Below are 26,500 nucleotides of genomic sequence, written 5' to 3' on the forward strand. Positions count from 1 at the left end.
GATGTATAGATCAGACAAGAAGTAGGGGGGGAAAGGAATGTCTGCGTTAGATGAATTGATTAAGAATAATGAATTTCCTATTGTATTCATCGGTTCGGGTTTGTCAATGAGATATTTGAAAAATTCCCCGAATTGGAGAGGATTACTTGAAGATCTATGGAGTTTAACAAAAGAAAAATCAGATTTTTATGCTTTTCTTAACAGAACAAGAAGTGATATTGAAAAAGAAAATAAAAATTTAAAGCAGCCCGAACTAGATTATTTAACCAATATTAGAGTTGGAACAATCTTGGAAGAAAAAATTAACGAATTGTTTTACCACGAAAAAATAAACATCGATGACTTTAGTCAAAGAGAAGCATTTGAGAAAAAAATTTCTCCCTTTAAAAAAGTTTTATCTAACAAATTCTTGAAATATGAATTCAAAGAGGAAATGTTGGATGAGTTTGAATATTTCAAGAAAATGTTGATCAAAACTCAGATTATCCTAACAACAAATTATGATACTCTAATTGAAGATGCATACAATTCAATTAGTAGTTATGGTATTAAAACCTATATCGGACAGAAGGGATTTTTTGAGCAGACAATTGGCTATGCAGAATTATACAAGTTGCATGGTTGTGCCACTGAGCCTAGATCATTAATTATTACTGAAGATGATTACAAACAATTCGATAAAAATTCCGTGCTGATAAGTGCAAAAATTATTTCGCAATTACTACATTCTCCTATCGTATTTTTAGGATACTCACTTACAGATCAGAATATCCGAAAAATTATTAAGGATTTTTCTTCGTCATTAAGTGATGAAGAATTGATAAGGTTAGAATCTAAAATCATTGTTGTTGAAAGGGAAGAAGGATTGGATAAAATTATAGAGGAGACAATGAATGATAGTGACTTGAATTGTCGCTTTACTCATATAAGAACTGATAATTTTAGAGAGATATATAACAAGTTAGCTCAAATAAATCAAGGTGTAGCACCATCCGAGGTTAGAAAATATCAACATATAATAAAAAAATTAATCATTGAAAGAGGAAAGGAAGGTACTCTAAAATCTCTTCTTGTTTCACCAAGACAACTTGATGAATTAGAACAAAAAATTAACAATGAAAAACTAATTGTCGCACTTGGAGATAACACTTATATATTTGCAATGCCAGATGTAATAACATATGTTTACGATTATATATTTGAAAAAAATGAGTTAAACACAGATATTGTGCTAAGGTTTTTAGCCAGCCAAACAACGAAATCAAGATTACCATTTTTAAGGTATGTTACCAATGAAACGATTTCAAATAGCAACCTCCATCCTCATGAAAAAGAAAAATTAAGACAAAGATTAGAGAATCACGGAGACATCTCGAAACAAAAAGAGATGATAAATAAGTGGTATCAAATTAAGTTTGATAATTTGGAAGATATACTAAAAGAAAAATACCCTCAAGAAAGGGAATATGGTGTAATTGCATATAATATTGATAATTTAGACTTTAGCGCTGTAGAAAATTATATAAAAAGAGCTGTGGAAAGGTTAAAGGAAAATGGTGAAGCTAAAATTAGTTCAGAACTAAGAAGGCTTATATTGTTATATGATTTAAAGAAAAATAAAAGAGACAACGCCTAACCACTAAAAGTGATTGCCATTGTCCCTTTTGGTGCAGTAACATTATATGCTCATTATATAAATAGTATGCACTATAGTCAATTAAATTTTTTTACTGCACTCGCTAATGATGCGTTTTAGCAAAAAGCCCTTCTCATTTGATATTATCCCTCTAGTGTAGACAGTTGGGAAAATGCCCATACTGTCATTAAAAACACTGGAGGGATTTGTTTATGTTCGAGACCAAGCAAACACCGAAAGGGAAGACCACTTATTCCGTGGAGTTTAAATGGAGGGCTGTCCAGATGTACATCGAAGAAGGATGGGGATATAAGCGGATATGCCAAGAGTTAGGGATTCCCTGCACGAAAACGATCAGACTTTGGGTAAAACGTTACCATGAACATGGTCTAAAAGGGCTCGAAGAACGGCGCGGGACATCCAAGTCTCCATTCAAGGGAAGGCCTCGAAAAAAAGAGTGCAGTTTAGAGGAAGAGAATCGAAGACTGAAAGCAGAGAATGATTATTTAAAAAAGTTACGAGAGCTGGCAAGGAGGTGAAACCGAAAGAGCGGTTCTCGATCATTCAGGAGTTATCCAACACCCATCCGATTGCCTGGCTATGCCAACTGGCCGGTGTGTCAAGAAGTGGATACTATCGATGGGTGAACCGGCAGGGAATCGTCACAGAGAAGCAAAAGGAAAATGAACAAATCAAACAAATGATCCTCGAATGCCATCAAAAGGTCAATTGGGATCTATGGATACTACCGCGTGAAGGCATGGATCAAACGAAATTATGGGAAGACCGTGAATCATAAGCGAGTGTACCGACTGATGAAAGAGTTGGGGGTTCAGGCCAAAATCCGTCGAAAAAAGCCGAAGTATAAAGCGGGAAAGGAGAATATCGTAGCGTCGAACGTGTTAAACCGTGATTTTGCGGCCACTGCAGCCAACCAAAAATGGGTGACGGATATTACCTATGTGCCATTTCAAGGAACCTATTTGTATCTGTCTGCTATTAAAGATTTGTACAACAATGAAATCATTGCGTATCGCATCAGTCGTTCGAATGACTTAAAATTGGTGATCGAAACGGTCAAGGATGCCATCAAAAAACGGGATGCGCGAGGAGTCCTTCTCCATAGCGATCAAGGCTCCCAGTACACATCCCGCCAGTACCATCAACTGCTGGAGGCTCATCATATCATTCCTAGTATGTCCAGAAGAGGAAACTGTTTAGACAATGCCTGCATGGAAAATTTTTTCGGGCATTTGAAATCGGAAATGGTGGACCTTCCCACCTTTGAAACGGAAGAGGAAATGATCGAGGCGATCGATCAGTACATGTATTTTTATAATTATGAACGGTGCCAGAAAAAACTAGACTACCTCAGCCCAGTGGAATACCGAATTGCCCAAGCAGCCTAGCAGACGAACGGCTGAGAATGTCTCCTTCTTCAGCTTGCCAACGATGAAGTGGAATGAAGGAGACGTTGTCAAGTGCTTTCCTTGACAACGTTTCCTCATTCCACTATCCTAACAAGCAGCTGAAGAAGGTGGGTATTTTTCACACTGTCTACTTGACAGGGATATGTTCAAATTCGAGAGGGGCTTTTTTAATTTAAATGTGACTCATTTTCCTTAACTGCACTGATATAACGAACCTCGACTCTTATTGTATTCTGTCATTTTCCCATTTCCTTCAATGCTTTATCCATCTGTCTTTCATTCGATTTTACGGCAGAACTATTCACAGTATCCACACCGCGATATGTATATTTTAAGTTTTGATGATAGTCAAAAGCAAAATCTTTTACAGCACCTTCACTGTTTCGTTCAACAATATAAGATTTAAAAATATTAGTTAACATGCGTTCATGATTATCCAATTCACTTAAATAATTTCCGGATTTGTAATCATTGATTATGTCATTCTTGAATTTTTCAATCTCATCCTTATTGAATTTTGTTTTATATTCCATCATTAATTTTTCAACTGCATAATATTTATCTGCCGGTTTATCATCATTTTCGGCAATTTCTTTAATTTTCGATTTCCAATCTACATCTTCTTTATTGGTTTGCTCTTCAGCTTCCTCTTGTGCTTTAGTATTTTCTTCGGCTGGTTTCGATGATTCTTTTTGGATTTCCTCTTTAGGTGTTTCTGCGGATTCTGTGTTTTTCTGTTCCTCAGTCGGCGGCATAGCTATTAATGCGATAATAAAAAGAACCAATGAAACAATTGTAATTACCCCACCGTAATATTTTTTCTTTTTAATTTTACCTACGATAAACAGTACAACACCAACAATTATCCCGACAAATCCCAGTGCGACAAGAAATTCCACTGTTTTATCATCCCCTTTGATAATTTTTTTAATAATATTATCATAGTTGGTGTTTATCTGCCATTACAGAGAAAATACAGTTAAAAGAGTGATATGTCATTTGGTACTTAAAATGAGGAAATGCGGATAAAATTCAATGGATTAAACTAAAATGGTCTGCACATGTTGGCGGTGCAGATGAGTTTGACGGAGAAACGAAAGAATACGAAGTTGAATTGAAATTGAAGTAATGAAGCCTACTCACTTTGAGTAGGCTCCTTTTTTATCCATATCTCCTCAAGCGGTCTCTTCAGTTCTGTACAGATCGCATAGGCCAGATGGAACGAAATGTTGGAAAGAGAAAAGGCGGATCGCTCCGCCTTTTTTGCACGGGATAGCAGCCGAAAATAATTTTGCACAAATTTTGCACGGGATGAACGAGCATGTCCATTCATCCTTGAAATATCAATGGTTTTATGATGCGGTTATTATCCCTCCTGGGACGCCACTTACATAAGAAAAGAACGCGCAAAAGGGCGCTGGAACGAAGTTCCTCGATCGCTAAGTCTATGTGCGAGAGGGGAATTTTTTATTTGGCTAGGGAGCAGACAGCAAGGGATATGGGAGTGTTCGGATATGGGAGTGTTCTTATTGATGATGTTCCAGTAGCTCAGGAGGATCGAGCAACGAGCAAAGGCTTCTATGAAAAGGCTGCGAGTTGCCCCGACGCATCAAGCTTCCTTGAGTAGGCTTGTAGAGGAAGGGACAGCGAGGATATTGGAGTTTCCTAATGGATTGTGTCCCAGTAGTTAAAACGGTTACGTGCTTTTTATTTTCCCTCGTCTTTTTAGCATTTGTAGACGTTAAAAGCAGTTCGCGGCCGCAACCACTATTGTAAGTTCCTTTAGTTGGCCTCATCGCCTATTGGGTCGAATTTTGTCTCGCAAATGAAAACAAATTGAAACGTTCCTTTCGGCGAAAGTTTGTTAAAATGTATAGGATAGAAATAAAATTCGAAAACGTGCCATACAATGAACATGCATGGCAAATATACGAGTCAGGTGATCGACATGGGGTTTGAACAGCAACTTGTTCATAAAACATTTTACGAGACGCTCGTCGAGGCGGGGGAACGCGACGTTGTCAGCGCGCTTGGCGATATGTTTTTCACGGCGCATCGGGATGGCGCGGATTTGTCGTCGATTCGCTTTGCCCAAGGGGAAGTGTATTTCCACCGCCGCGACTATGAAGCGGCCATTTTTAAATGGGAACAAGTCCATCACGACGATTTGCGCCCGTGGGCGCAAAAAAATATCGCCGACAGCTACTATGAGCTTGGACGGCTCGAGCTGGCCGAGGAGCTGTACCGTTCGATTGAGACGGAAAGCGAAACGTTGCATGCGGAAATCATTTTGCGCCTGTTTTCGCTCTACCGTGAGTTGGGAGAAAGCGCGAAAGCGGATGATATGATTAAGCGCGGTGTGACGTTGTATCCGGATTATCCGAACATGACCGAATGGGCGCGCGCCTTTTTCGAGGAGCAAGGTGATTGGGAAAGCGCCGTCGAGCTTGCTTTAGGAGAGGCAGTGCGGACCTCATCGCGCCGCTGGGCGGACATCTTGACCGGTTATGTGGAACAAGGACATGCGCGAACGATGGCGCCTGCGCGGTTTTCACGCTGCCTGGCGCTGTTGTACGAAACGGATCGGGTGAAGTTTGAACGGCTTGTGCAGGCGCTATGGAACGGTTATCGGGATGGTGACCTCTATTTTTCGTGGCTCGCAGAGTGGAACCGCCTCTATGATGAGTTGTCGATCGGCCGCGACTACGACTGGAAGCGAATTCCCGGCCTTTTAGGGGAAGCCTATGCAGGATTGATGAAAGGTCCGTACCGATTAAAAGAGTTGGTGGAAGTGGCGCCGCCGCTTGTGAAAAGCTGGATGAGTTTAGCCGACGGTCCGGAGGCAGCGGCAGCGGCGGCTGCCTTGTTGGCGTGGAGCGAGAAATTTCCTGAGGCGTTTGAAGAAGAGATGGTCAACGACGCCGCTAAGCGGCTCGTCCATGCGAAACGGCAAGCTGGGGAAGCGGGTGTGTCGCTGTTTGACGAAATAGCCGATTGGGCGGAAGAACAGCGGGCGGGTTCGCACTTCCGCTTCCGCTGGGTCGTACGGCAGTTGTCCGATTCGCGGACGCATTTCGTTTTGGTCGCTGGGGCGTCGCGCCATGAGCGGTTGGCGTTTTTGCGGACGTTGGTCGGCGAGGCAGCGTTGGCGGCGCCATCTGCGCCGGTGCTGGCATGGAGAAACGGCGGGGAGCTGGAAGTGGCGAAAATCAGCGATGATCAGTTTACCGTTTTCTCGAGCATTGACGAATTTCAACAAGCAACGGGCGGCCGCGGAAGCCGATTCTCCGATGACGCTGTCATTGAATGCACGGCGCCGTTTTCACTCGTGCCGCAAGGGATTGTCTTGTTGGATATCGGCCCGCTCGGCGGGCGCGCTTCATCCGACCATGAAGCGCTTGTGTCGTTTTCGCTTGCTGACAGCATTCTTTTTCTTCTCAACGGCGAGGATCCGTTTTCTAGCGCCGATGAACAGTTGATGCTGCAACTTCGCGAGCGGGCGCCGTCTGCGCCGATGTGCGTTTTGCTTCCTCCGGGCGACGGGATGGTGGATGAAGAGGAGACGGCGAGAATCGTTGAGGAAGTGGAAGCGCACGTTCGTACGATCGTTCCGGAAGCCAATGTCATGGTCTATTCGCCGCATGCGCCAAGCCGCAAGCAACAGCAAGCCCTCGTCGGCTGGCTTGAGGAGATGCGCCGATGCGTGTCCCCTGTCCGCCGCGAGGAAGCGATTTTAACGACGATCCGCCAGTTCATCGCTCATTTGTTCCGGCAGCGAGCCGAGGCGGAAAGTCGACTGGAGGAGCTGGTCGTATGGAAAAAAGAAATGGCGGCCAAACTGAGCGGCGCCATTCATCAGCTTGGCGACCTGCAAGAGGAGAAAACGGCCAAAACGGCAAAGTCGTTCCACACCGTCTTGGCGGAAATGCGGGGCGAGCTGTTGACGGCGATTCCCGATCTGTTGCGCAGCATGGCGGATCTTGTGAGCGAAGAAAGCGATTTTTCCCGCTTGCATCTTGAATTGAACGACAAAGCGAACGAACGGCTTCGCGCTTACCTTGATGAAGAGGCGCTGCCAAAGCTGCGCCGCGCCATGGAACAGTGGATTGCAGCGACGGAAGACGAATTCAACGAATGCCAGGTGTTTTTGCATGAAATGGGCGAAGGGTTTAACGCCATGTTCGGCCAGGAACGGCTCAAGCTCGAATGCGATTTTCGCATTCTCGCCGATTGGCGGCGCGATACGGATCGGTTGATCAACGGGGTGCAAGTGGGCAAGGTGAACGTTTTCTTGCGGAGAACGCCAAGCCAGCTGCTGTTGAAAGGGGCGGGCAAACTGCTCGGCGCCTTTGCGCAAAACAAGGCGATGCTGGCGCAAAAGTATAAGCAGTTGATCCAGACGCAAGATTACGCTGAGGCGGTGGAGGCGATCATCCAGCAGTTGCTGCTGCCGTTTGAATGGTTTGCCAAATCGCTTGAGCGTGATGTCACTCAATTTTTCCATGCGCCATTGACGGCGCTCGATGAAACGTTGAAACGGCTGGAGCTGGAGATCGCTGCCCAGGAAGGCGAGCTCAAACATATGCGCAAAAACCCTGAGGCGTACCGCGACCCGCTCGTGCTCTTTGGCATTCGTTTGCGGCAATGCGAGCAGCTGGCGCAGGCGGCATCTGCCGCTGTGCAATTGCTGCAGGACGAAAACAAACCAATCAGTTCGGTCTAATGGTTCCGTGCAAAACCGTGCTTGAACGGAATAAGGCTGCGCCAACGGTCGGGTCTGGCCGCTCGTTTGGCGCAGCCTTATTGTTTAGAGCTGGTGAAACCGATTACGCCAGTTCGAATGCCCAGTTGCCGCTGCGGAAAATCGGCTCGCGCTTCCCGTCTTTCGTCACGCCGTCAATGTTCAGATCAGCTGAGCCGATCATAAAGTCGACGTGGACGAGGCTGTCGTTGACGCCGCGGCGGTCGAGTTCGTCTTTGGACAATGAAGCGCCGCTCTTGATATTGGTCGGATACGCCTTGCCGAGCGCCAAATGGCAAGCGGCGTTTTCATCAAACAGCGTGTTGTAAAAAATGAGATTGGACAGCGACACCGGCGATTGGTGCGGCACGAGGGCGACTTCCCCGAGGCGGCGCGCGCCGTCATCGGTGTCAAGCAAGTGCTTAAGCGTCTCATATCCTTGTTCGGCGCTGAAGTCGACGACTTGACCGTCTTTGAACGTGAGCGTAAACCCATCGATCACGTTGCCGTTGTAATTGAGCGGCTTCGTGTTGCGCACCGTGCCGTTGACGCCGTCTTTATGCGGCATGGTAAACACTTCTTCGGTCGGGATGTTGGGATTGAAGCGCACGCCGCTTTGACTCGTCGCCGCGCCGCCGTGCCAGACGTGCCCGTCGACGAGCTCGACTGTGAGATTGGTGCCGGGCGCTTCGTAAACGAGTTGTTTGTATTGCTTGTTGTTTAAGTAATCGACGATGCGGGCGAGCCGGTCGTTATGTTCGCGCCAGGCAGCGATCGGATCGTCATGATCGATGCGGGTGATGCGGAAAATCGCTTCCCATAATTTGTCGATGGCTTCTTCATCGCGCAGATCGCCAAATACTTTTTGCGCCCACGCCGGTGTGGGGACGGAAATGAGCGACCAGCAGTTCCGGTCGGCCATAATGGCGCTCCGATAGTTGGCGAGCGCTTGCGCCGCTGTTTTATTGGCGGTCGCGATCCGCTTTGGATCGACGTCTTTTAACAAGTCCGGATTCGGGGCGTAAATGGATAAAAAGGCAGCGCCTTGTTCGGCGAGTTCTTCCATCGCTCTTGCCCGCCACATCGGATATTCGGAAAACGCTTCCTCTGGGGCGTGGTGAAATTTAATGTATGTAAGCGCCTCGTCGTTCCACTCGACATACACATGCTTTGCCCCGGTTTCGTACGCCGTTTTGGCGATTTTGCGGACGAGCGGCGCCGCCTCGAGCGGGGCGTTGACGAACAGCGTCTGCCCGGGCTGAATGTTCACCCCGACTTTCACCGCCAGTTCGGCGTATTTGTCCAATTCCTTCTCCCAACGGTTCATCTTCCTCACTCCTTTTTTGGACTGACTCATCTCCACTTTATTATAATTCCCACCGCCTCGCAACTTAGGGAGCTTTACATGTGGATGCTGTCCGGACGAGAGCGAAACGTTCCGATGTAGGACGCGCCTCATATTGGAATAATAGGATGGGTTGACACATATGTAAAGAGTAAAGAAGGTTCCATGGTGAAGACCACCAACTGTCGTTGTCACCGGCACTATCGTCGCAGCCTGATGATAGTGCCATTTTTATGAAAAGGGGGTGGGATGGCGGAGCAAAAAGAGAGGGACGGACTGACAGATCAGGTGTGCGCCTGTGCAAAACCATACCAAACAGGGAGGAACAGCGATGAATGGCATCATCTTGGCGGAACTCGTGCTGTATTGTCTTGTGATGGCGGCGCTTGGCTATTGGTATGGGAAAAAGGAGATGAGCCATTCCGACTTTTTGCTTGGTGGAAAAAAACTTCCCGGTTGGGCGCTCGCGTTTTCCGAGCGGGCGACAGGCGAATCGGCATGGCTGCTGCTTGGCTACACCGGATTCGTGTTTGCGAGCGGCCTTTCTGCCATTTGGGTGGCTGTCGGTATTGTCATCGGCATTGTGTGCGCCTGGCTCTTTTTAGCCGATCGTTTCCGCCAAGAGGCGGAGCGGTACGGAGCGCTGACCTTGCCGGGCTATTTGGCCAAGCGGTTCGGCGCTCACGGGCGGACGATTTTGTGGCTTTCGACGGTCCTTATTTTCAGTTTTATGATGTTTTACTTCAGCGCGCAAATTGCGGGAGCGGGCAAGACGCTGTTTGCGGTGTTTCATATCGACCCGAAGCTTGGGATGGTCATCAGTGTGGCGATTGTCATCATTTTGTCGTACACCGGTGGATTTGTCAGCGTCGTCTGGACGGATATGATTCAAAGTGTGCTCATGTTGGCCACGCTCGTCATTTTGCCCATTGTGGCGCTCGTGGAAATTTATAGCGGCGGGTTGTCGATCAGTGAAGCGCTCCATCACGCGAAACCGGGCCTCGACTCATGGACGGGGGGAGTGACCGGTGTTGCGCTTGGGCTATTGTTGTTTAACAATTTCGCCTGGTTTTTCGGCTACCTTGGCGGCCAGCCGCAACTAAGCGTCCGCTTCATGGCGTTAAAAGACGCCCGCGAAGCGAAAACGGCGAAGACGGTCGCCATCATCTGGACGCTGTTGGCGTATGGCGGCGCCTTTTTGATTGGTCTGGCGGCGGTCGCGCTTTATCAAAATCAATCTTTCGCCGATGTTGAAACGGTGTTGCCGCACATGGCGCTCGATTTATTGCCGCCGTGGCTCGCGGGAGTGCTTTTGTCGGGTATTTTGGCCGCCATCGTGACAACGGCCGATTCGCAGCTGCTCGTGATCACGAGCTCCATCAGCGAAGATATTGTCCGCCGCTCGCTGCGCCTTCGCCTGTCGGAAAAACAGCTTGTCGCGCTTTCCCGCGCGGTGGTGGTCATCGCCGGGCTGCTTGGCTTGGTGCTGGCGATGACATCTGAGTCGCTTGTGTATTTCATTGTCAGTTGGGCATGGGCAGGGATCGGCTGCACGTTGTCGCCGGCGATTTTGCTCTCTTTCTTCTGGAAGCGGTATTCCGGCGTCGGCGTCATCGCAACGATTGTGGCCGGTTTTGTCAGCACGGTCATTTGGATTTCTTCTCCGCTTGAGGCCATCGTTAGCTCGCGGTTTACGACATTTGCCATTGCGCTGGCGGCCGGGGTGCTGTTTAGCCTGTTGTTCCCTGACCGGCAACGGACGAAGTAGCCTGCCACGCGGCTGATACGGATGCCTCCCCCGCGCGTCAGGGGGAGGCATCGCCGTCATGGCTGTTCGCTGTCCAAAAACTGACGCACGATCTCGGCGCATGCCTCTCGGTCGTACCGGTGGTAGAACGTCGTTGCAAACCGAGCCGGATCGCCGAAGAAAAACCGCTCATACAGCGTTTGCCGCGTCCCGAAGGCGCTCATCGCCATATCCCAGGCGAAGCGGAACAGCCGCACCCGTTGTTCGGCGGGAAGCGTCGCCGCTTGCAAGTACCGATCCAAATCTGGACGGAGCGGGGAAGAAAAGTCCGCTTCCGTCGGCAGGCAGACAAGCCCGCTGGCGCCAAGCAGCTGAATGATGTCGGCAAAGCGTGGATACAGGCGCTGGTATAAAAAGGCAGCAGCGTAAAGCGGGGCGGCGTCCGGCACCATTGTGCCGCGCCGGTCTGGTTTGGCATGGAGTTCCGAGGCAAGGAGCATTCCCCTGAGCGCCTCCAAAGCAGCGGCGATTTCTCCGATTTTTTCCTGCACATGCTGGTACCCGCCGATTTGGATCGCCTCGCTAAGCAGTTCCACCGCCCCAAGGAAAAACTCGGTTTTGACAATGCGCCGCGCCAACACTTGATGCAGCAGCATAATGGACAGGTGGGTTTCCTCATCCAGTTCTTTGGCAAGCCAGGCGTTTTTGTAGAAAAATACCCGGTCCCAGGGCACAAGCACTTCATCGAATACGACCATGGCATCGATTTCATCAAAGCGCGAGCCAAGAGGGGCGTCAAACGACGAAGTTCCTGCAGCCAACGGCGGCCGGCAAACGAACTTCAGCCCCGGCGTATTGCTCGGGATGGAAAAGGCGTACATGTATTCATCGCCAAGAAGCGTCCCGCCGGCCGGCAAAACGAGCAGTTCATCGGTCATGCCGCCTTGGGTGGCGAGCAGGCGGGCGCCTTTGATGAGGAGTCCGTCCGCTGTTTCACGGACGACTTTGGCGGCGATCGGCCCGCCGTCTTCTTCCATATAGCCGAGGGAGCGGTTCACTTGCGGATTGACGAACGTATGGGTAAAGGACAAGTCATTGGCGACCGCCCGCTCATATAGACGCTCGATATGCTCGGCATAGGACGGGTGCTGCTGTCCAAAAAAGTCAGCCGCAGAGGCAAGTGCCATCACCGCGGTATTCATGTAATCAGGAGAGCGCCCCATCATCCCGGCGGTCAGGCGTGCCCATTCCTGAAACGCCAAGCGCCGGTGTTCGAGATCTTCTTTTGTCATCGGCCGCAAAAACGATGCGCCGGCCAGTTCCCCCGTTGATGTGTGGAATGTCAGCACCGGCTGCTTCGTTGGGTCGTGCTGGGCATCGTATAGACGCGCCTGGCTTCGGATCGCGCCGGCGAAGGCCGGGTGCTCCGACAACTTTCCCACGACCCGCTCGCCGTTGATCCATACATTGGACCGAAGATGGTCAATGCGCTCGATATATTGGGTTCCGTTAATAATGGCCATAGTTTCCATCCCCTTTTTCCGTAAAAGCCGTTTATGACCATTGTATGCGCGCCTAGGAAAAAGGGGAGGGATTCATTCACGGACGAAACAGGCTACTTCCGTCCGGTTGCGCCCGTTTTGCTTGGCCCGATAAAGCGCCTGATCGGCAAGGGAAAGAAGGGACTCCGCGCCTTCATTTGGCTGTGGGACGGCGACGGCGGCTCCGACGCTGACCGTAACAACACAAGCAGCAGGGGAGGAATCGTGCGGAATGGCGAGCCGTTCGACGTTTGCCCGCACCGCCTCAGCGGCAGCCGCTGCTTCGGACGGCGAAGTGTGCGGCAAAATGACGGCAAATTCCTCACCCCCATAGCGCGCTGCCGTCCCGCCGTATTGCTTGGCTGTTTGTTCAAGCGACAAGGCGACTTTGCGCAAACAGTCGTCCCCGCATTGATGGCCGTACGTGTCGTTGAACCGTTTGAACGCATCGATGTCGACCATCATGACGGCAAACGGCGCTTTCTGCCGCTTTGTGCGTTCCCACTCGCTGGCGAGGCGCTCATCGAATGAACGGCGGTTGGCGATGCCGGTCAATCCGTTTTCCTATGGATAAAGACCTAATGCTTAATATTGTGAATGGATCTCGTAGTCATAATTCCACCATAACTTTTTGAATATATTGTGAAATAGTGAGCAAATATGCTCCGCCAGACGAAAAAAACGATTAAGATAAAAGTGTAAAGAACATTTTCTAAAACGAAAGGGGAGAAATACGATGGTTGTCAAATGGTTGCGCGAGCACGTCACAGCGTCGTGGTTGATGATGGTGTTCCGGTTGTATTTAGGGTATGAGTGGGTAATGGCGGGATGGGGGAAAATCACGCAAGGGTTTGACGCCACCGGATTTTTAAAAGGAGCGTTGGCGAAAGCCGCTGGGGAACATCCGGCCGTGCAAAGCTGGTGGGCGGCGTTTATCGAACACGTGGCGTTGCCGAATGTCGGATTGTTCAACGTTCTTGTGCCATGGGGTGAATTTCTCGTCGGGATCGCGCTCATTCTCGGATTGTTTACGACGTTTGCCGCCCTCATGGGAGCTGTGATGAACTTCGCCTTCATGTTCTCAGGCACGACGAGCACGAACCCGCAAATGGTGCTTCTTACCGTCTTTCTCCTCGTCGCCGGGGCCAATGCGGGACGATACGGCTTGGATCATTGGGTGCTGCCATATCTCCGCCACTGGTGGAGGGATAAAACGCATCGTCCACACCGACCGGCCGCAGCGCATCAATGACCGTCACCAAGCCGCATGCGCTGCTTCAGGCTTCCTCCTTTTCCGAACGGCCGCTCCTTCTCCAATGTGGAAGGGGGCGGCCGTTTGCTGCGTCGAAGAAAATGGTTGGCTGTTCGAGAAAGGAAATTGACGAATGACGGCGAAATGATATGCATATGGATGAAGCAGGAGACATGAACAAGTATTTGAAAGCGTTTTCTGCAAGGTAACATACTAACCATTCAGTATTTTTTTATAAGGGATGGTGAAACGAATGAATGAAACACGCCCATACTGGCCGAGCGGGCTGCCGAAGGAACTCCGCTATGAGCTCGGCGAACAGCCGCTCTATGGCTATTTGCGCCATCGCGGCGAACGCGAGGAAAACGAGCCGGCGTACATTTTCTATAACAAGGTGATCACGTGGGGAACCTTGCTCGATCACGTTCACCGTTTTGCCCGCTATTTGCGGGAAAAAGGGGTGGGGAAAGGAAGCTATGTCGCTTTGTACATGCAAAACTGCCCGCAATACATCATCGCTCACTTTGCCGTTCAGCAGCTCGGCGGCATTGTCGTCCCGCTCAACCCGATGTACCGCGAATCCGAGCTCGCCTATTTTTTCGCTGAAGTGCCGCTTGCCGGCATCATCGCCGGAGAGGAAGGAGTGCCGCGCGTTCGACAAGCGGAACAACAAACAGCGCCGTTGTCGTTTACCGTATCGTGCCATTACGGCGAGTACCCTGATCCATCTGGAGAGATCCCACTTTGCGAGGAGGTGCTGCAACCGAAGCAGGCGTGTGAAGGCGTGGATGAGTTCGCCGCCATCATCGCCGCTTATTTGCCGTTTGATGAAGCCGCCCCTATTGACTTATGGAACGATGTCGGGCTGATCATTTTTACCTCAGGGACGACCGGACGGCCGAAAGGAGCGATGCTGACATACGGCAACGCGCTGTTTAAGACGGCTGCATCCGCGCAGGCGAACCGGCTGACGGAAAAAGCGGAAGTGCTGATGGCCCATTCGCCGCTTTGCCATATTGCCGGGATGGTGATGGGGTTGAATACCCCGGTGTATACCGGCCACCCGTGCGTGCTGTTCACCCGCTTTGACCCGTTGGCGACGATCAAGGCCATCGAAACGTACAAGGTGACCGCTTGGTACAGCATCGCGCCGATGAACGCTGCTATATTGCAAGTGCTGCCTACGACTTCGGCTGATGTGTCAAGTTTAAAGCGCAATTTGGCCACCAGCTTCGGTCTGCCGGTGACGAAAGACCTTGCCGAGCGGTGGGCGGAAGCGACCGGCGGCTGCCTGTTGTACGAAGCCGCCTACGGGTTGAGCGAGACGCATACGTGCGACACGTTTATGCCGGATGACCGTGTGAAATTTGGATCGTGCGGCATCCCGACATATGAGACGGACATTCGCATCATCGACCCGGAAACGAAACGGGAGCTTGGGCCTGGGCAGTCGGGGGAAATTGTCGTCAAAAATCCAGGTGTCTTTAAAGGCTACTTCCGGCGCGATGACGCGACGAACGAGACGCTGAAAGACGGGTGGGTGTACACGGGCGATATCGGGTATGTTGATGAAGACGGCTATTTGTATTTCCAAGGGCGGTTGAAAGAAATGATCAAAGTGTCCGGCTACAGCGTCTTTCCGGAAGACGTCGAGGCGCTGTTGAACGAACATCCGGCCGTCAAGCAATGTGCGGTCATCGGCGTGCCTGACCCGATGAAAGGGGAAGTGCCGAAAGCGTTTGTCGTGCTTCATGATTCGCGCAAAGGAAAGGTGGCGCCGTCTGAGTTGATCGAATGGGCGAAAGCGCATATGGCGGCGTTCAAGTATCCGCGTTATATCGAATTCATCGATGAATTGCCGGCGACGCCGTCAGGCAAAGTATTGCGAAAGCTGCTTCCGAGGGAATAACATCGCGGCGGGGTTTTGGCGCGGGCCGCCCCGCCTTTTCCGAAAAAAAGGGGGGATCACGGTGGACAATTTGCGGCAATTAACAGACGAACTGATGGCGAAAAAAGCGCGCGCCGTGTTGGGCGGCGGCGAAGAGAAAATCGCCAGGCAACATGAAAAAGGGCTGCTGACGGCCAGGGAGCGGATCAGCTTGCTTGTGGATGCAGGAACTTTTATCGAGTTCGGACAGCTGAACACATCCGATCAGCCCGGCTTGGAAGAAACGACGTACGGGGATGGACTTGTCGCCGGCATCGGCAAAGTGGACGGCCGCCCGGCGGTCATCATCGCCGGGGATAAGACGGTGCTCGCGGGAACGGAGGGGAGCGTTCATTTGCGCAAGTCGCGGCAAATGCATGCGCTGGCCGTAAGAAACGGCTTGCCGATGTTTTTTCTCCATGAAGGCGGCGGGTTGCGCATGCCGGATGGGATGGGCTCGGACGGGATCAGCGACAAATTGTTTCCTCGCGAGCTGCTCACCCACCACCGGCAAGTGCCGACGATGGCGGCAATTTTGGGGGACAGCTACGGCGGGCCGACATGGACGGCGGTCAGCTGCGACTTTGTCACGCAGCTGAAGGGGACGTGCATGGCGATCGCTGGACCGCGCATGCTTGAGTTGGCCAACGGGCAGCGCGTCGCGCCGGAAGAGCTCGGCGGCGTCGACATCCACCATCAATACACCGGACAGATTGACGCCGATGGCAAGACAGAGGCAGAATGCATTGGGCAACTAAAAAGGTTTTTTTCGTACATGCCGCAAAACGCGAACGAGCGGCCGCCGCTGCGGAAGACGGACGATGACCCATACCGGATGGTTGAGGAAGTGTTTTCAATTTTGCCGGACAAACGTAGCCGCGTCTATGATATGCGAAACATCATCGCCTGCCTTGTTGATGAAGGGGACTATTTTGAGTACCAGAAACAATTCGGCAAGGCGCTGATCGCCGCTTTGGCGCATCTAAACGGCCATGTCGTCGGCATCATCGCCAATCAGCCCAACCAATACGCAGGAGCGCCCGGGCCGCAGGAATGTCAAAAGGCGACGGAATTCATTTGCTTGTGCGACTCATACCATATTCCGCTCATCTTTTTGCATGACACACCGGGGTTTCGCATCAGTGTCGAGGCGGAAAAAGCGAAAATGGCGACGAAAATCATGGTGTGGAATCAGGCGCTGGCGCTATCCACTGTCCCGAAAATCTCCGTTGTCATCCGCAAAAGCATCGGCGCGGCGTACGGCAATATGTGCGGGCCGGGGATGGGAGCGGATGTTGTTGTCGCTTGGCCGAGCGCGGAAATCAATTTCACCGGTCCGGAAGTCGGCGTCAACGTCGTATACGGCCGCGAACTTGAACGCGCCGACCACCCGCACGAGCGGCGTCAGGAGCTGCTCAAGCAGTGGTCGTTTGACAGCTCGCCGTATGGAGCGGCGCGCAAACATTTGATCGATGACGTCATCCATCCAGCAAAGACGCGGAAATTCCTTTGCCAGACACTTGAATATTTGCTGACATCGAAGCGCGAAAAAAGCGAGCGGCTGCTCGCCGCTTGGCCGACGGGGTTTTAATGGAAGCTAATGGGAAATCCCCCCTCTGCCAGTGGTGGAGGGGGCTGTGCTTGGCTATTTCTCTTCCATGGAGGGGGAGCAGCCGCCCGTCGCATGTGAGATATGAAAAGTCGAAAAATACATTGACAATCCAATGGAAATGGAATATTCTTTAATTAGAAAGATGTCTAAATATCGAATGTTTTTGTCCGTATTTAGATAATTTCCTAAATGTCTAACTATAGACCGGCATGAAAAATCGTTTGCATGCGCCGCACGCGAAGCTGTGATAAACGAAAGATGCCCCTTTAGCGGTTTATCCAACGAAAACTCGTTTGCAAGGTGGAATCGCCATTGTCATTCAACGAAGCGTTTAAAGCGATCGCCGATCCGACGCGGCGGAAAATTTTATCCTTGTTGCGGAACGGGGAGTTGACAGCAGGGGAGATCGCTTCGCATTTTGATATGCAAAAACCGAGCGTCTCGCATCATTTGAAAATTCTCAAACAGGCTGATTTGGTGCAAGACCGGCGTGAGGGACAGCATATCTACTACTCTCTGAACACGACGGTGTTTCAAGATTTGCTGCGCTGGTTTTACGATTTTGTCGAAAGGGGAGAGAAACATGTGGAAGAGTAATCGGCTTGCGATCATGCTTACAGTTTTCGCCTATGTCATCAGTCTGGCTGCCATTCCTTATTTGCCGGATCAAGTGGCCATTCACTGGAACGCAGCGGGTGAAGCCGACGGCTTCAGCAACAAATGGTTGGGTGCCTTCCTTCCCCCCTTATTGATGACACTTCTCATCATGTTGATGGGAGTGTTGCCGAAGTTTGACCCGAAAAAAGAAAGTTACGGCCGTTTTCAAAAAAGCTATCGCATTGTCAACGCGGCGCTCGCCTTCTTTTTCTTGCTCCTGCATATCGCAACATTGGCGTACAATCTCGGAGTTCCGGTCGATGTTGGACGGCTTGTGCCGATTGGTGTCGGAGTGCTGTTCATCGTGTTGGGAAACTACATGCCGAAAATCAAACCGAATTATTTTATCGGCATCCGCACGCCGTGGACGTTGGAAAGCGAGGCCGTTTGGAACAAAACGCACCGCCTTGGCGGCAAGGTGTTTATCGCGATGGGGATTTTGTCGATGCTCACCGCGTTTTGGCGCGGAGAGATGAGGGCTGTTTTGTTTCTCGTCATCATCGTTGTCGGCAATTTGTATCTCATCGTTCAATCGTTTCTTTATGAGCAGCAAGAACAGCGCAACCGTTCATAAATAAGCGGCAGGGGGGAGAGGGACGTGGGAATGATCGGTGCGGCGGTGCAGCTTGCCATTTCACTGCTTGTTCCTGTTGGTCTCGCATGGTACGGGAGAAAAAAAGGATGGCTTTCATGGAAAGCGCTCGGCGTCGGGGCTGTTGTGTTTCTCGTTTTCTCACAAGTATTGGAAAAAGCGCTGCACATCGCTGTGCTCGAACCGGGCCGGCCAGCGTTAAAAGGAACAGACAGCGTTTGGCTCTTTGTCCTGTACGCCGCGCTCGCCGCTGGCGTGTTTGAAGAACTTGGCCGCTATGTCGGGTTCCGTTGGCTGCTAAAGCAACATCGCGGATATGGCGATGGTTTATCATTCGGGCTTGGGCACGGCGGGACGGAAGCGGTATTGCTCGGGGCGGTTGGCGCGGTCAATGTCATCGTGCTTGCGAGCTTGATTCAATCCGGATCATTCGACAAAACGATCGCCCCATCGCTTCCGGCAGGACAGGCGGAGCTGATCAAGGAGCAAGTGTTGCACACGCCGTTTGCGATGTACGTGTTAGGCGGCTTGGAACGGCTGTTTGCGTTTACAGTGCACGTGGCGCTGTCGCTCCTCGTTTTGTTTGGGGTGCGGGAGAAGCAATTCCGCTATGTCCTGTACGCCATTTTGATCCATGCGGCGATGGACGTGATGCCGGCGCTTTACCAAGCGAAAGTGGTCACGAACGTTTGGGCGGTCGAAGCGGTGCTGCTTGTTTGGGTGCTCGCCGCTGTTTCGTTCATCCGCCGCATACAACCGGCATTCGAACAGGGAGGGGAAAACCGATGATTCGTGTCAAACGGCTTGACCATGTGCAAATTTGCATTCCGTTTGGCGCCGAAGACGAAGCGCGCGCCTTTTACACCGGTGTGCTTGGTTTTCAAGAAATCGAAAAGCCGGCATCGCTGAAAGGAAACGGTGGGCTTTGGTACAAAGTCGGCGATATCGAGCTCCATATCGGGGCGGAACAACGCGACGGCTACAACAGCAAAAGCCACCCCGCTTTCGAAGTGGAAGATGTGGAAGCGGCGCGCCGTTATTTGGAAGAGCACGGCGTCGCGACGCAAGACGAAAAACCGATCCCAGGAGTGAAGCGCTTTTCATTTCGCGATCCGTTCCGCAATCGGATCGAGCTGTTGGAAAAAATCAGGTGAAACCGTGCTTGAGGCGAGAAGGGCCGCTTTCCCCTTCGCTATCGTAAACCCGTCTCATTTGGGGCATGCTAGGGATGAAGGAGGGGAGGGCGATGAAACGGAAACCGGACAACCAACGCGCCGGGCATCCGGCCCGCGCCGCCGACACACGGACGGCAGGCCGGACAGCGATGAAGGAACAAACGGTGCAAGAGGCCTACAAAGAGCGGGAAGAGCTGACAGCCGATTCAATCAAAAAGCGGGAGAAAGGGCGATTCCTTTCTCTCGCTTTTTTGCGGTTAAGCATGCTCCTCTAAGCTTGCGACCGGCACGCTTTGCTTTTGATTTGGGTTGTCAAGCGGGTGGATCGTTGCTACGCCTTTTTGTTGGTCAACATGCTCAATGTAAATGCGCTGGCCGTTGTACGTGACGTTTGCCATCACCGGCGACGACGCGATTTCTTGCGCCCGACGGACGTCCATTTCCACCACCTCCTTTTTGCCGATAACACGCATAGTATGACATGTCTGCGATTGAACTATGCATGCGGTCGAGGGTGGAAAAGAATAATTTCCAAAACAATGTGCTAAATAATCAATTAACAAAACCGATCATCTTTTCCTAGCCGAGTTGCGGGTTTTAATGTAAACTATTTTTTATAAACAGTTTACATATAAGGAGGGATAGGGATGAAAACCGAACTGACCGTCAAACTGCACGAATGGGAACAAAAAGTGCAAAAACGCCAGCTGCGCCGGGCAGAGGCTTCAGGCGCTACGGTCATCCTGAACGGAAAGCCGATGTTGAATTTAGCGTCCAATAATTATTTAGGGTTGGCGGATGATAGGCGGCTCATCGAAGCGGGCTGCGAAGCGATGCGGGCCTACGGAGCCGGAGCGGGCGCGTCGCGGCTCGTCGTCGGCAATCATCCGCTCTATGAGCGGGCGGAAGCCGCATTGAAACAATGGAAAAGAGCAGAAGCGGCGCTTATTTTCAACAGCGGCTATACAGCCAACATCGGCGTGTTGACAGCGTTAATTGGCCGAGATGATCTTGTCTTTAGCGATGAGTGGAACCATGCGAGCTTGATTGATGGCATCCGCTTGAGCAAAGCCGCCTGTTTCTGCTATCGGCATAACGACATCGATCAGCTGGAATCATTGTTGAAGCAATCTCCGCCCGATAAGCGGAAATGGATCGTCACCGATGCCGTCTTCAGCATGGACGGCGATCTAGCGCCACTACCGAAGCTTGTCGAGTTGAAACGGCGCTACCGCGCGATATTGATTGTCGATGAAGCGCACAGCGGCGGCGTGTTTGGACCGAACGGCGAAGGGCTGCTTCACCATTTCGGGCTTGAGAAGGAAGAGGATGTAATCGCCATCGGCACCTTCAGCAAAGCGCTTGGCAGCTTTGGCGCGTATGTAACAGGAGAGCCGTGGCTGGTCGACTATTTGATCAACAGCGCCCGCAGCTTCATTTTTACCACCGCCTTGCCGCCGGCGGTTCTCGCCGCCAATGAAGCGGCTATTCATATCGTTCAATCCGAGCCAAAGCGGCGCGAGCGGCTGCACGCCTTAAGCGAACAGTTCCGCACGAAACTGAAACAGCTTGGGTTTGACACCGGCGGCAGCGAGACGCCGATCGTTCCGGTGATCGTCGGCCCGAACGACCAGGCTGTGGCGATGAGCGAGTTGCTGCAGGAAGCGGGCCTTGCCGCAATCGCCATCCGGCCGCCGACCGTCCCTGAGGGAACGGCGCGCATTCGCTTTTCCATCACCGCCGCGATGACGGAAGAAGACATTGATATGGCGGTTGACCGTATCGCTTGGGCAGGAAGGCAGATTGGATTGATTTCATAGGGAAAAACGGCGTCACGAGGAGGAAACGCGTGAGAGAACAAAAAAACCAGCCGAACGTTTTTTCGGCTGGTTTCCTTCGATCGGGATGACAGGATTTGAACCTGCGACCCCACGCACCCCATGCGTGTGCTCTACCAAGCTGAGCTACATCCCGAAATGGATGGTGAGACATCTTCAATTATACAAGAAAAGCAGGACAAAATCAATGGCGAATTTTGCGTTGAGTTGGAAAAGGATGCCGTTGAAAGACTAGTGGCATCCTTGTTGCTGACAAGTCTGTTTTTTTCTGTTTTCATGCTCCTTTGAACGTATCTTCCTCTGTCTGTCCGCCCCTGCTTTTGCGACAGAGAATTCGCCATTGATTATACGACAAAGCATGCAAGATGTCCCGCTAAAGAACTCGTGATGGGAAACGAGTTGTTCAGCAGAGACTCTTTTTAAGTTGAGAAACTTTGCAAAATCGACTCGCCTTCCGCCACAAAAACCGCCGATAGGCCAAAAAGAATGGTTTTCCCCGTCTTCTACACGCCTTGGAAAACGAGCGTGGTGTCAATCGTTCCGATCACAGAATCGAACGTTTCGCCGCAGGCGATGATCGTCTCGGCGTATCGATCATGTTCGAGTGTGCACTGACGGATCGTTTTGTTGTATGGGTCAACGATCCAGTATTCTTCCACTCCGTAGGCGCAGTACAAATCTTTTTTCAGTGTCACATCGATTTTGTAGGTTGACGGGCTGACCACCTCGATGACGATGAGCGGCCGCCCCTTATAGCCGCCGATGATTTTTTCCGGCCGTTCGCAATAGACAGCGACATCCGGCTGGATAAACTCGTTCATCACGTTTCCGTTCTTCTCGAGTTTCACGGACAAGTTGGAAATCGGTTGACATGGGCTTTTTCCTTTGATCACGGAAACAAGATTGTCGCAAACGATTTGATGTTCCCATGACGGGGATGTGGACATGTTGATGGCTTCTTGCACGCTCCTCACCTCTTTTTCATTATACTTGAAACGGTTCTCCTTTGTCTGCAACGGGTTGTGGAGAAAAAGAAAACGCTAGGTTGCCAGGTGGTATTCAAGTATACTAAAAAGAAAAGAGGAAAGGAGGCCGTTTTCATGCGAGCGCCGGGAAAAGGGCAGCCGTTCACTTATGCGCAATATATGTTGCTCGACGAAGATGTACGCTATGAGGTCATTGACGGCCAAGTCTTCAACATGTCCCGCGCTCCGACGCCGAAACATCAGGCCGTGCAACGTGAATTGTTGGTGGAATTTGCGACATATTTGCGGGGGAAAACATGCACCGTATTTGGTGCTCCGATCGACGTTTGTTTGGCGGATCGGGATGATCCGGAACAAATTCGCGAATGGGTTGAGCCAGATCTTGTCGTTGTCTGCGACAAAAGCAAAATTCGCGAAAAACGAATTGTCGGCGTGCCGGATCTCGTTGTGGAGATTATTTCAAAATCGACGGTGCGCAAGGACAAAATTGTCAAATTTCACCGTTATGAGCGGGCAGGGGTGAAAGAATATTGGATTGCCGATCCGATGAATGAGACGATTGATGTCTATGTGCTCGAAGAAGGAAGATTCCGCCATCAAGGGATGTATGTCCGCGATGATACGATTCCTGTCCGTCTGTTTCCCGGATTTGCGATCGAATTAAAAAACGTATTTGCCGAAGAAGAATAAGAAAAACGGCTGCTGTTCAAACAGCAGGTTCAGGCCGCCGACTGGAGGAGAGCGGGGCGGTTTTTGCCGGCGGTCCGCTTGGCGAGGGCAAAGCGCCCCCCCTGTCTGAAATCGCCGCTGTTTGCATCGTTTGGGCATAGAAACGGAAAAAACAGGCGATACTAACGATCGGTGATGCCTGTGTACAGTCAAGAACAATTGGTCCGCTTTGTCGAAGAAGCGAAACAGTACGCCCGCTATGGAAAAGTAGCCGATTACATTCCCGCCTTGGGCAAGGCCGATCCAAATGAACTGTCAGTTGCCGTTTACACCCCGGACGGCAAGGTGGCAAGCGCCGGGGATGTGACGGTGAAAGTGACGCTGCAAAGCATTTCCAAAATTCTTGCCCTGGCCCTTGTGTTGATGGATCACGGAGAAGATGAAGTGTTCCATAAAGTCGGCATGGAGCCGACGGATTATCCGTTTCATTCCATTGCCAAATTAGAGGAAAAGCCTGCCAAGCCGCTGAATCCGATGATTAATGCCGGCGCGCTTGTCGTCACGTCGATGATTCAAGGCGGCTCGGTGTCCGAACGGCTGGAACGGCTGTTGGCGTTTGTTCGCCGATTGGCGGGCAACGAACAGATCGCGTATTCGGAGGAAGTGGCCCGCTCCGAATTTGAAACCGCGTTTTTGAACCGTTCGCTTTGCTATTTTCTCAAGCAGCATCGTATCATTGACGAAGATGTCGAAGAGCTGATGGATTTGTACACGAAGCAGTGCGCCATTGAAATGACGTGCATCGACCTGGCGCGCATCGGCTTGGTGTTCGCGCTTGACGGGCGCGACCCGCATTCGGGCGAGCCGATCATGCCGCTTGATGTCGCCCGCATTTGCAAAACATTTATGGTCACGTGCGGCATGTACAACGCATCCGGCGAATTTGCCATCAAAGTCGGCATCCCGGCGAAAAGCGGCGTTTCAGGCGGCATTCTCGCTGCCGTCCCGGGCCGGTGCGGCATCGGTATTTTCGGCCCGGCTCTCGATGATAAAGGGAACAGCGTGACCGGGGTGAAACTGCTCGAGCGGCTGTCAAAAACGTATTCATTAAGCATTTTCTAAGGAGGAAATCACGATGAAAACATTTACGGTCCAGTTTCACCGCGAAGACGACGTCGAAGCGATGAACGTCGGCAAGTTGAGCCAAGAGGATTTTGACAAGGCGACCGAAGGCGGGACGCGGCATTTGTTTGACCTTGACACCAATATCGGCTATTTCGTCTTTTTCGACGCTGAGGACAACGAAGGCAACGTATCGTATTTAATGCTTCAATATGAAGAAGACAACGAAGACCCGAGCGCGTGCTACAGCTTTGAGCTGAAAGACTTTTACGAATTTATGGCGCTGTATTTGAACGACCTTGAATTCGCCGACGAAGAAGAAATGACGGAAGACGGCGAAGAGGAATACGGACCGATCCACCACCTGGCGCATTTGCTTTATCATATCGTCGAGGAAGGGAAGACGGTGGAGGTGTGAAGGAACATCCCAAGCGAGTTTGCTTGGGGTTCTTTGTTTATAAAGCAAAAAAAGCATTTAGGGACTTGACGAACGATTTTTCGGCAATGTAAGATGATTTTGTAATCGATTACATAACCAAGGTGCAAAAAGAAGCTGGCAAAGCGGGCAGGGTGACCGACGGCCTAGACAGGTTGCTTTGGTTGAACAGGGAAGCATGGGAACACTGCATTCAGCTTCGAGAGGAAAGAAAAAAGCGGACATGAGGGTGTTCATCGTTTTGTATGTAATCGATTACAAAGAATGTGTATAGACAAGCAGTGGGGGATGCCAAGTCAAACGTCAATGGATGTCATGTCCAGGAGGTGATTGGGGCAGTCGAAGCAACCACTATACGCGATGCCATGCGGTGTTTGACAAATCCAAAATTTAAAGGGGGAGAATCATGGTGAAAAAGACACTCAAAACATCGGCTGTTTTGTTAGCGCTTACGATGGGGCTCGCGGCATGCTCCGGCGGCCAAAGCGAGAGCCAGACGGGCCAAGACAGCAAAAACGAAGAAGGGAAAACGAGCCAGTCTGAAAAAGTGAAAATTGTCTATGCCCGCGGCCAAGATTCCACGAAAGCCACCGAAAAAATCATTGAAGCGTTCGAGAAAACGCACCCGAACATCGATGTGGAATTTCGCGAAATGCCGGCTGACACCGGGAAGCAGCATGATGCTTACGTTACGATGTTAAATGCGCAGTCATCGGAAATCGATGTCATGGATCTTGACGTCATTTGGCCGGCGGAGTTTGCACAAGCGGGTTATACGCTGCCGCTCGACCGTTTTATTGAGAAAGACGGCATTGACCTCAGCAAATACAACCAAGGGGCGCTTGCGGCCGGCAACTTTAATGGCAAGCAATGGGCAATGCCGAAATTTATTGACACCGGTATGCTGTTTTATCGCACCGACCTCGTGCCTGAGGAGAAAGTGCCGAAAACATGGGATGAATTGTTAAAGACGGCAAAAGAGCTGAAAGGAAAAGGCGGCACGAAGTTCGGTTATTTGATGCAGGCCAAGCAGTATGAGGGGCTCGTCTGCAACGCGGTAGAATTTATCGCTTCGTATGGAGGGAAAATTGTCGACGAAAACGGCAACGTCGTCGTCAACAGTCCCGAAGCTATTAAAGGTTTGAAAAAAATGGTCGAAATCGTTCAATCGGATGTCGTGCCGAGCAACGTGACAACGTTTATGGAACCGGAATCCCATACCGCGTTCATTGAAGGACAATCGCCGTTTATCCGCAACTGGCCATACCAGTACGCTTTAGCCAACGATCAAGAGCAATCGAAAATCGTTGGCAAAGTCGGCGTGGCTCCGCTTCCGGCCGGAGACAAAGGTTCGGCTGCCGCGCTGGGCGGCTGGATGACCGCGATCAACAAATATTCGAAACATCCGAAAGAAGCATGGGAATTTGTCAAATTTATGACGGGGCCGGAGGGGCAAAAAATTTCTGCGATTTACGGCGGTTTAGCGCCAACGCTTCCGGAATTGTTTAAAGATCCAGATGTCTTAAAAGCCAATCCGTTCTTTGCGGAAGAAGGATTTGTCAATGCGTTGAACGCCGCTGTGCCGCGCCCGGTCGTCCCGAACTATCCAGAAATTTCGGAAATCATCCAAATCAACGTATCGAAAGCGCTGGCCGGGGAGCTGACGGTCGAACAAGCTGTGGCCAATATGGAAAAAGAAATGAAAGCAGCCTTGAATAAGTAAGTCGAATGACTGGGTCGGCGCTTGTGGCCGATCTGAATCCGGCCAACGCCGGCCAATGCCCCATCAGCCAA

The 26,500-nt window shown here is 51.0% G+C and carries 25 protein-coding genes and 1 tRNA gene; 19 read left to right on the forward strand and 7 right to left on the reverse strand.

Going from position 1 to position 26,500, the window contains the following annotated elements; all coding sequences use genetic code 11:
* The first annotated feature begins 37 nt into the window (after positions 1-37).
* From GZ1_RS06960 to GZ1_RS06970, 4 genes are all read left to right on the forward strand, one after another.
* A complete protein-coding gene (locus GZ1_RS06960) occupies positions 38-1,636 on the forward strand; it encodes an SIR2 family protein (protein WP_008881008.1) in 1,599 nt (532 codons plus the stop codon).
* 212 nt (positions 1,637-1,848) lie between these two features.
* On the forward strand, positions 1,849-2,175 hold the full coding sequence (locus GZ1_RS06965) for a transposase (protein ID WP_011229672.1): 327 nt from the start codon (positions 1,849-1,851) through the stop codon (positions 2,173-2,175).
* Positions 2,172-2,435 carry a helix-turn-helix domain-containing protein gene (locus GZ1_RS18845; RefSeq protein WP_157074360.1) on the forward strand — a complete coding sequence of 88 codons (264 nt, stop codon included), beginning with the start codon at positions 2,172-2,174 and terminating at the stop codon, positions 2,433-2,435. The genes GZ1_RS06965 and GZ1_RS18845 overlap by 4 nt, the downstream gene beginning before the upstream one ends.
* Complete coding sequence (locus GZ1_RS06970) at positions 2,389-3,045, forward strand: IS3 family transposase (RefSeq protein WP_167346361.1); 657 nt, start codon at positions 2,389-2,391, stop codon at positions 3,043-3,045. Before GZ1_RS18845 ends, GZ1_RS06970 begins: the two co-directional genes overlap by 47 nt.
* Positions 3,046-3,302: 257 nt before the next feature.
* On the opposite strand, the gene GZ1_RS06975 is transcribed toward GZ1_RS06970, so the two are convergent.
* Positions 3,303-3,965 (reverse strand): hypothetical protein, encoded by a 663-nt coding sequence (locus tag GZ1_RS06975; protein WP_060788195.1) that lies wholly within the window; start codon positions 3,963-3,965, stop codon positions 3,303-3,305.
* Positions 3,966-4,975: 1,010 nt separating this feature from the next.
* Here GZ1_RS06975 and GZ1_RS06980 point away from each other — a divergent pair.
* Positions 4,976-7,789, forward strand: a complete 2,814-nt coding sequence (locus GZ1_RS06980; protein WP_060788196.1) for a tetratricopeptide repeat protein — start codon at positions 4,976-4,978, stop codon at positions 7,787-7,789.
* A gap of 103 nt (positions 7,790-7,892) precedes the next feature.
* Here the strand turns inward: GZ1_RS06980 and GZ1_RS06985 are convergent, their stop codons facing one another.
* Positions 7,893-9,134, reverse strand: a complete 1,242-nt coding sequence (locus GZ1_RS06985; protein WP_013144957.1) for an aminopeptidase — start codon at positions 9,132-9,134, stop codon at positions 7,893-7,895.
* A gap of 349 nt (positions 9,135-9,483) precedes the next feature.
* Between GZ1_RS06985 and GZ1_RS06990 the strand changes: the two genes are divergently transcribed.
* Positions 9,484-10,920 (forward strand): sodium/proline symporter, encoded by a 1,437-nt coding sequence (locus GZ1_RS06990; RefSeq protein WP_033005089.1) that lies wholly within the window; start codon positions 9,484-9,486, stop codon positions 10,918-10,920.
* 56 nt (positions 10,921-10,976) lie between these two features.
* On the opposite strand, the gene hpaB is transcribed toward GZ1_RS06990, so the two are convergent.
* A complete protein-coding gene (gene hpaB, locus GZ1_RS06995) occupies positions 10,977-12,422 on the reverse strand; it encodes a 4-hydroxyphenylacetate 3-monooxygenase, oxygenase component (protein WP_033005087.1) in 1,446 nt (481 codons plus the stop codon).
* A gap of 72 nt (positions 12,423-12,494) precedes the next feature.
* On the reverse strand, positions 12,495-12,995 hold the full coding sequence (locus tag GZ1_RS07000; RefSeq protein ID WP_015375232.1) for a diguanylate cyclase: 501 nt from the start codon (positions 12,993-12,995) through the stop codon (positions 12,495-12,497).
* 181 nt (positions 12,996-13,176) lie between these two features.
* Between GZ1_RS07000 and GZ1_RS07005 the strand changes: the two genes are divergently transcribed.
* The 8 genes from GZ1_RS07005 (at position 13,177) to GZ1_RS07040 (ending at position 19,930) form a co-directional block, all read left to right on the forward strand.
* Positions 13,177-13,692 (forward strand): DoxX family protein, encoded by a 516-nt coding sequence (locus GZ1_RS07005; RefSeq protein ID WP_060788197.1) that lies wholly within the window; start codon positions 13,177-13,179, stop codon positions 13,690-13,692.
* Positions 13,693-13,945: 253 nt separating this feature from the next.
* Positions 13,946-15,601, forward strand: a complete 1,656-nt coding sequence (locus tag GZ1_RS07010) for a class I adenylate-forming enzyme family protein (RefSeq protein WP_015375230.1) — start codon at positions 13,946-13,948, stop codon at positions 15,599-15,601.
* Between the two features lie 61 nt (positions 15,602-15,662).
* Entirely contained in the window at positions 15,663-17,210 is a 1,548-nt protein-coding gene (locus GZ1_RS07015) for an acyl-CoA carboxylase subunit beta (protein WP_060788198.1), read from the forward strand.
* Positions 17,211-17,543: 333 nt separating this feature from the next.
* Entirely contained in the window at positions 17,544-17,828 is a 285-nt protein-coding gene (locus tag GZ1_RS07020; protein WP_015375228.1) for an autorepressor SdpR family transcription factor, read from the forward strand.
* Positions 17,815-18,462 carry an SdpI family protein gene (locus GZ1_RS07025; protein ID WP_015375227.1) on the forward strand — a complete coding sequence of 216 codons (648 nt, stop codon included), beginning with the start codon at positions 17,815-17,817 and terminating at the stop codon, positions 18,460-18,462. Before GZ1_RS07020 ends, GZ1_RS07025 begins: the two co-directional genes overlap by 14 nt.
* A gap of 24 nt (positions 18,463-18,486) precedes the next feature.
* A complete protein-coding gene (locus tag GZ1_RS07030) occupies positions 18,487-19,269 on the forward strand; it encodes a YhfC family intramembrane metalloprotease (protein ID WP_060788199.1) in 783 nt (260 codons plus the stop codon).
* A complete protein-coding gene (locus GZ1_RS07035; protein ID WP_015375225.1) occupies positions 19,266-19,634 on the forward strand; it encodes a VOC family protein in 369 nt (122 codons plus the stop codon). Before GZ1_RS07030 ends, GZ1_RS07035 begins: the two co-directional genes overlap by 4 nt.
* 92 nt (positions 19,635-19,726) lie before the next feature.
* Positions 19,727-19,930 carry a hypothetical protein gene (locus GZ1_RS07040; RefSeq protein WP_060788200.1) on the forward strand — a complete coding sequence of 68 codons (204 nt, stop codon included), beginning with the start codon at positions 19,727-19,729 and terminating at the stop codon, positions 19,928-19,930.
* Here GZ1_RS07040 and GZ1_RS07045 read toward each other — a convergent pair.
* The gene (locus GZ1_RS07045; protein WP_044743730.1) at positions 19,913-20,095 is read right to left on the reverse strand and encodes a small acid-soluble spore protein H; all 183 of its coding nucleotides are present in this window, start codon (positions 20,093-20,095) and stop codon (positions 19,913-19,915) included. The genes GZ1_RS07040 and GZ1_RS07045 overlap by 18 nt on opposite strands.
* Positions 20,096-20,302: 207 nt before the next feature.
* Between GZ1_RS07045 and bioF the strand changes: the two genes are divergently transcribed.
* The gene (gene bioF / locus GZ1_RS07050) at positions 20,303-21,475 is read left to right on the forward strand and encodes an 8-amino-7-oxononanoate synthase (RefSeq protein ID WP_060788201.1); all 1,173 of its coding nucleotides are present in this window, start codon (positions 20,303-20,305) and stop codon (positions 21,473-21,475) included.
* Positions 21,476-21,555: 80 nt separating this feature from the next.
* On the opposite strand, the gene GZ1_RS07055 is transcribed toward bioF, so the two are convergent.
* Positions 21,556-21,629, reverse strand: a tRNA-Pro gene (locus GZ1_RS07055).
* A gap of 367 nt (positions 21,630-21,996) precedes the next feature.
* Positions 21,997-22,458 (reverse strand): Uma2 family endonuclease, encoded by a 462-nt coding sequence (locus GZ1_RS07060; RefSeq protein ID WP_060788202.1) that lies wholly within the window; start codon positions 22,456-22,458, stop codon positions 21,997-21,999.
* Between the two features lie 135 nt (positions 22,459-22,593).
* Between GZ1_RS07060 and GZ1_RS07065 the strand changes: the two genes are divergently transcribed.
* The 4 genes from GZ1_RS07065 (at position 22,594) to GZ1_RS07080 (ending at position 26,429) form a co-directional block, all read left to right on the forward strand.
* A complete protein-coding gene (locus GZ1_RS07065) occupies positions 22,594-23,169 on the forward strand; it encodes a Uma2 family endonuclease (protein ID WP_060788203.1) in 576 nt (191 codons plus the stop codon).
* 174 nt (positions 23,170-23,343) lie between these two features.
* Positions 23,344-24,270 carry a glutaminase A gene (gene glsA, locus GZ1_RS07070; protein ID WP_041470525.1) on the forward strand — a complete coding sequence of 309 codons (927 nt, stop codon included), beginning with the start codon at positions 23,344-23,346 and terminating at the stop codon, positions 24,268-24,270.
* A 13-nt stretch (positions 24,271-24,283) separates the two neighbouring features.
* The gene (locus tag GZ1_RS07075) at positions 24,284-24,688 is read left to right on the forward strand and encodes a hypothetical protein (protein WP_015375219.1); all 405 of its coding nucleotides are present in this window, start codon (positions 24,284-24,286) and stop codon (positions 24,686-24,688) included.
* A 424-nt stretch (positions 24,689-25,112) separates the two neighbouring features.
* Positions 25,113-26,429: an ABC transporter substrate-binding protein gene (locus tag GZ1_RS07080; RefSeq protein ID WP_060788204.1), complete on the forward strand. Its 1,317-nt coding sequence runs from the start codon at positions 25,113-25,115 to the stop codon at positions 26,427-26,429.
* Positions 26,430-26,500 lie beyond the last annotated feature (71 nt).

This window comes from Geobacillus zalihae NBRC 101842 (assembly GCF_001544135.1).
GTDB classification, from domain to species: domain Bacteria; phylum Bacillota; class Bacilli; order Bacillales; family Anoxybacillaceae; genus Geobacillus; species Geobacillus zalihae.

Excerpts from the sequence above, each read along its gene's own strand:
- glsA (WP_041470525.1), top strand. The coding sequence starts at position 23,344 with ATGCCTGTGTACAGTCAAGAACAATTGGTCCGCTTTGTCGAAGAAGCG.
- GZ1_RS06990 (WP_033005089.1), top strand. The coding sequence starts at position 9,484 with ATGAATGGCATCATCTTGGCGGAACTCGTGCTGTATTGTCTTGTGATG.
- GZ1_RS07080 (WP_060788204.1), top strand. The coding sequence starts at position 25,113 with ATGGTGAAAAAGACACTCAAAACATCGGCTGTTTTGTTAGCGCTTACG.
- GZ1_RS06980 (WP_060788196.1), top strand. The coding sequence starts at position 4,976 with ATGAACATGCATGGCAAATATACGAGTCAGGTGATCGACATGGGGTTT.
- GZ1_RS07065 (WP_060788203.1), top strand. The coding sequence starts at position 22,594 with ATGCGAGCGCCGGGAAAAGGGCAGCCGTTCACTTATGCGCAATATATG.
- bioF (WP_060788201.1), top strand. The coding sequence starts at position 20,303 with ATGAAAACCGAACTGACCGTCAAACTGCACGAATGGGAACAAAAAGTG.
- GZ1_RS07045 (WP_044743730.1), bottom strand. The coding sequence starts at position 20,095 with ATGGACGTCCGTCGGGCGCAAGAAATCGCGTCGTCGCCGGTGATGGCA.
- GZ1_RS07075 (WP_015375219.1), top strand. The coding sequence starts at position 24,284 with ATGAAAACATTTACGGTCCAGTTTCACCGCGAAGACGACGTCGAAGCG.
- GZ1_RS06985 (WP_013144957.1), bottom strand. The coding sequence starts at position 9,134 with ATGAACCGTTGGGAGAAGGAATTGGACAAATACGCCGAACTGGCGGTG.
- hpaB (WP_033005087.1), bottom strand. The coding sequence starts at position 12,422 with ATGGCCATTATTAACGGAACCCAATATATCGAGCGCATTGACCATCTT.
- GZ1_RS07025 (WP_015375227.1), top strand. The coding sequence starts at position 17,815 with ATGTGGAAGAGTAATCGGCTTGCGATCATGCTTACAGTTTTCGCCTAT.
- GZ1_RS06965 (WP_011229672.1), top strand. The coding sequence starts at position 1,849 with ATGTTCGAGACCAAGCAAACACCGAAAGGGAAGACCACTTATTCCGTG.
- GZ1_RS07040 (WP_060788200.1), top strand. The coding sequence starts at position 19,727 with ATGAAACGGAAACCGGACAACCAACGCGCCGGGCATCCGGCCCGCGCC.
- GZ1_RS07035 (WP_015375225.1), top strand. The coding sequence starts at position 19,266 with ATGATTCGTGTCAAACGGCTTGACCATGTGCAAATTTGCATTCCGTTT.
- GZ1_RS07005 (WP_060788197.1), top strand. The coding sequence starts at position 13,177 with ATGGTTGTCAAATGGTTGCGCGAGCACGTCACAGCGTCGTGGTTGATG.
- GZ1_RS06960 (WP_008881008.1), top strand. The coding sequence starts at position 38 with ATGTCTGCGTTAGATGAATTGATTAAGAATAATGAATTTCCTATTGTA.
- GZ1_RS07010 (WP_015375230.1), top strand. The coding sequence starts at position 13,946 with ATGAATGAAACACGCCCATACTGGCCGAGCGGGCTGCCGAAGGAACTC.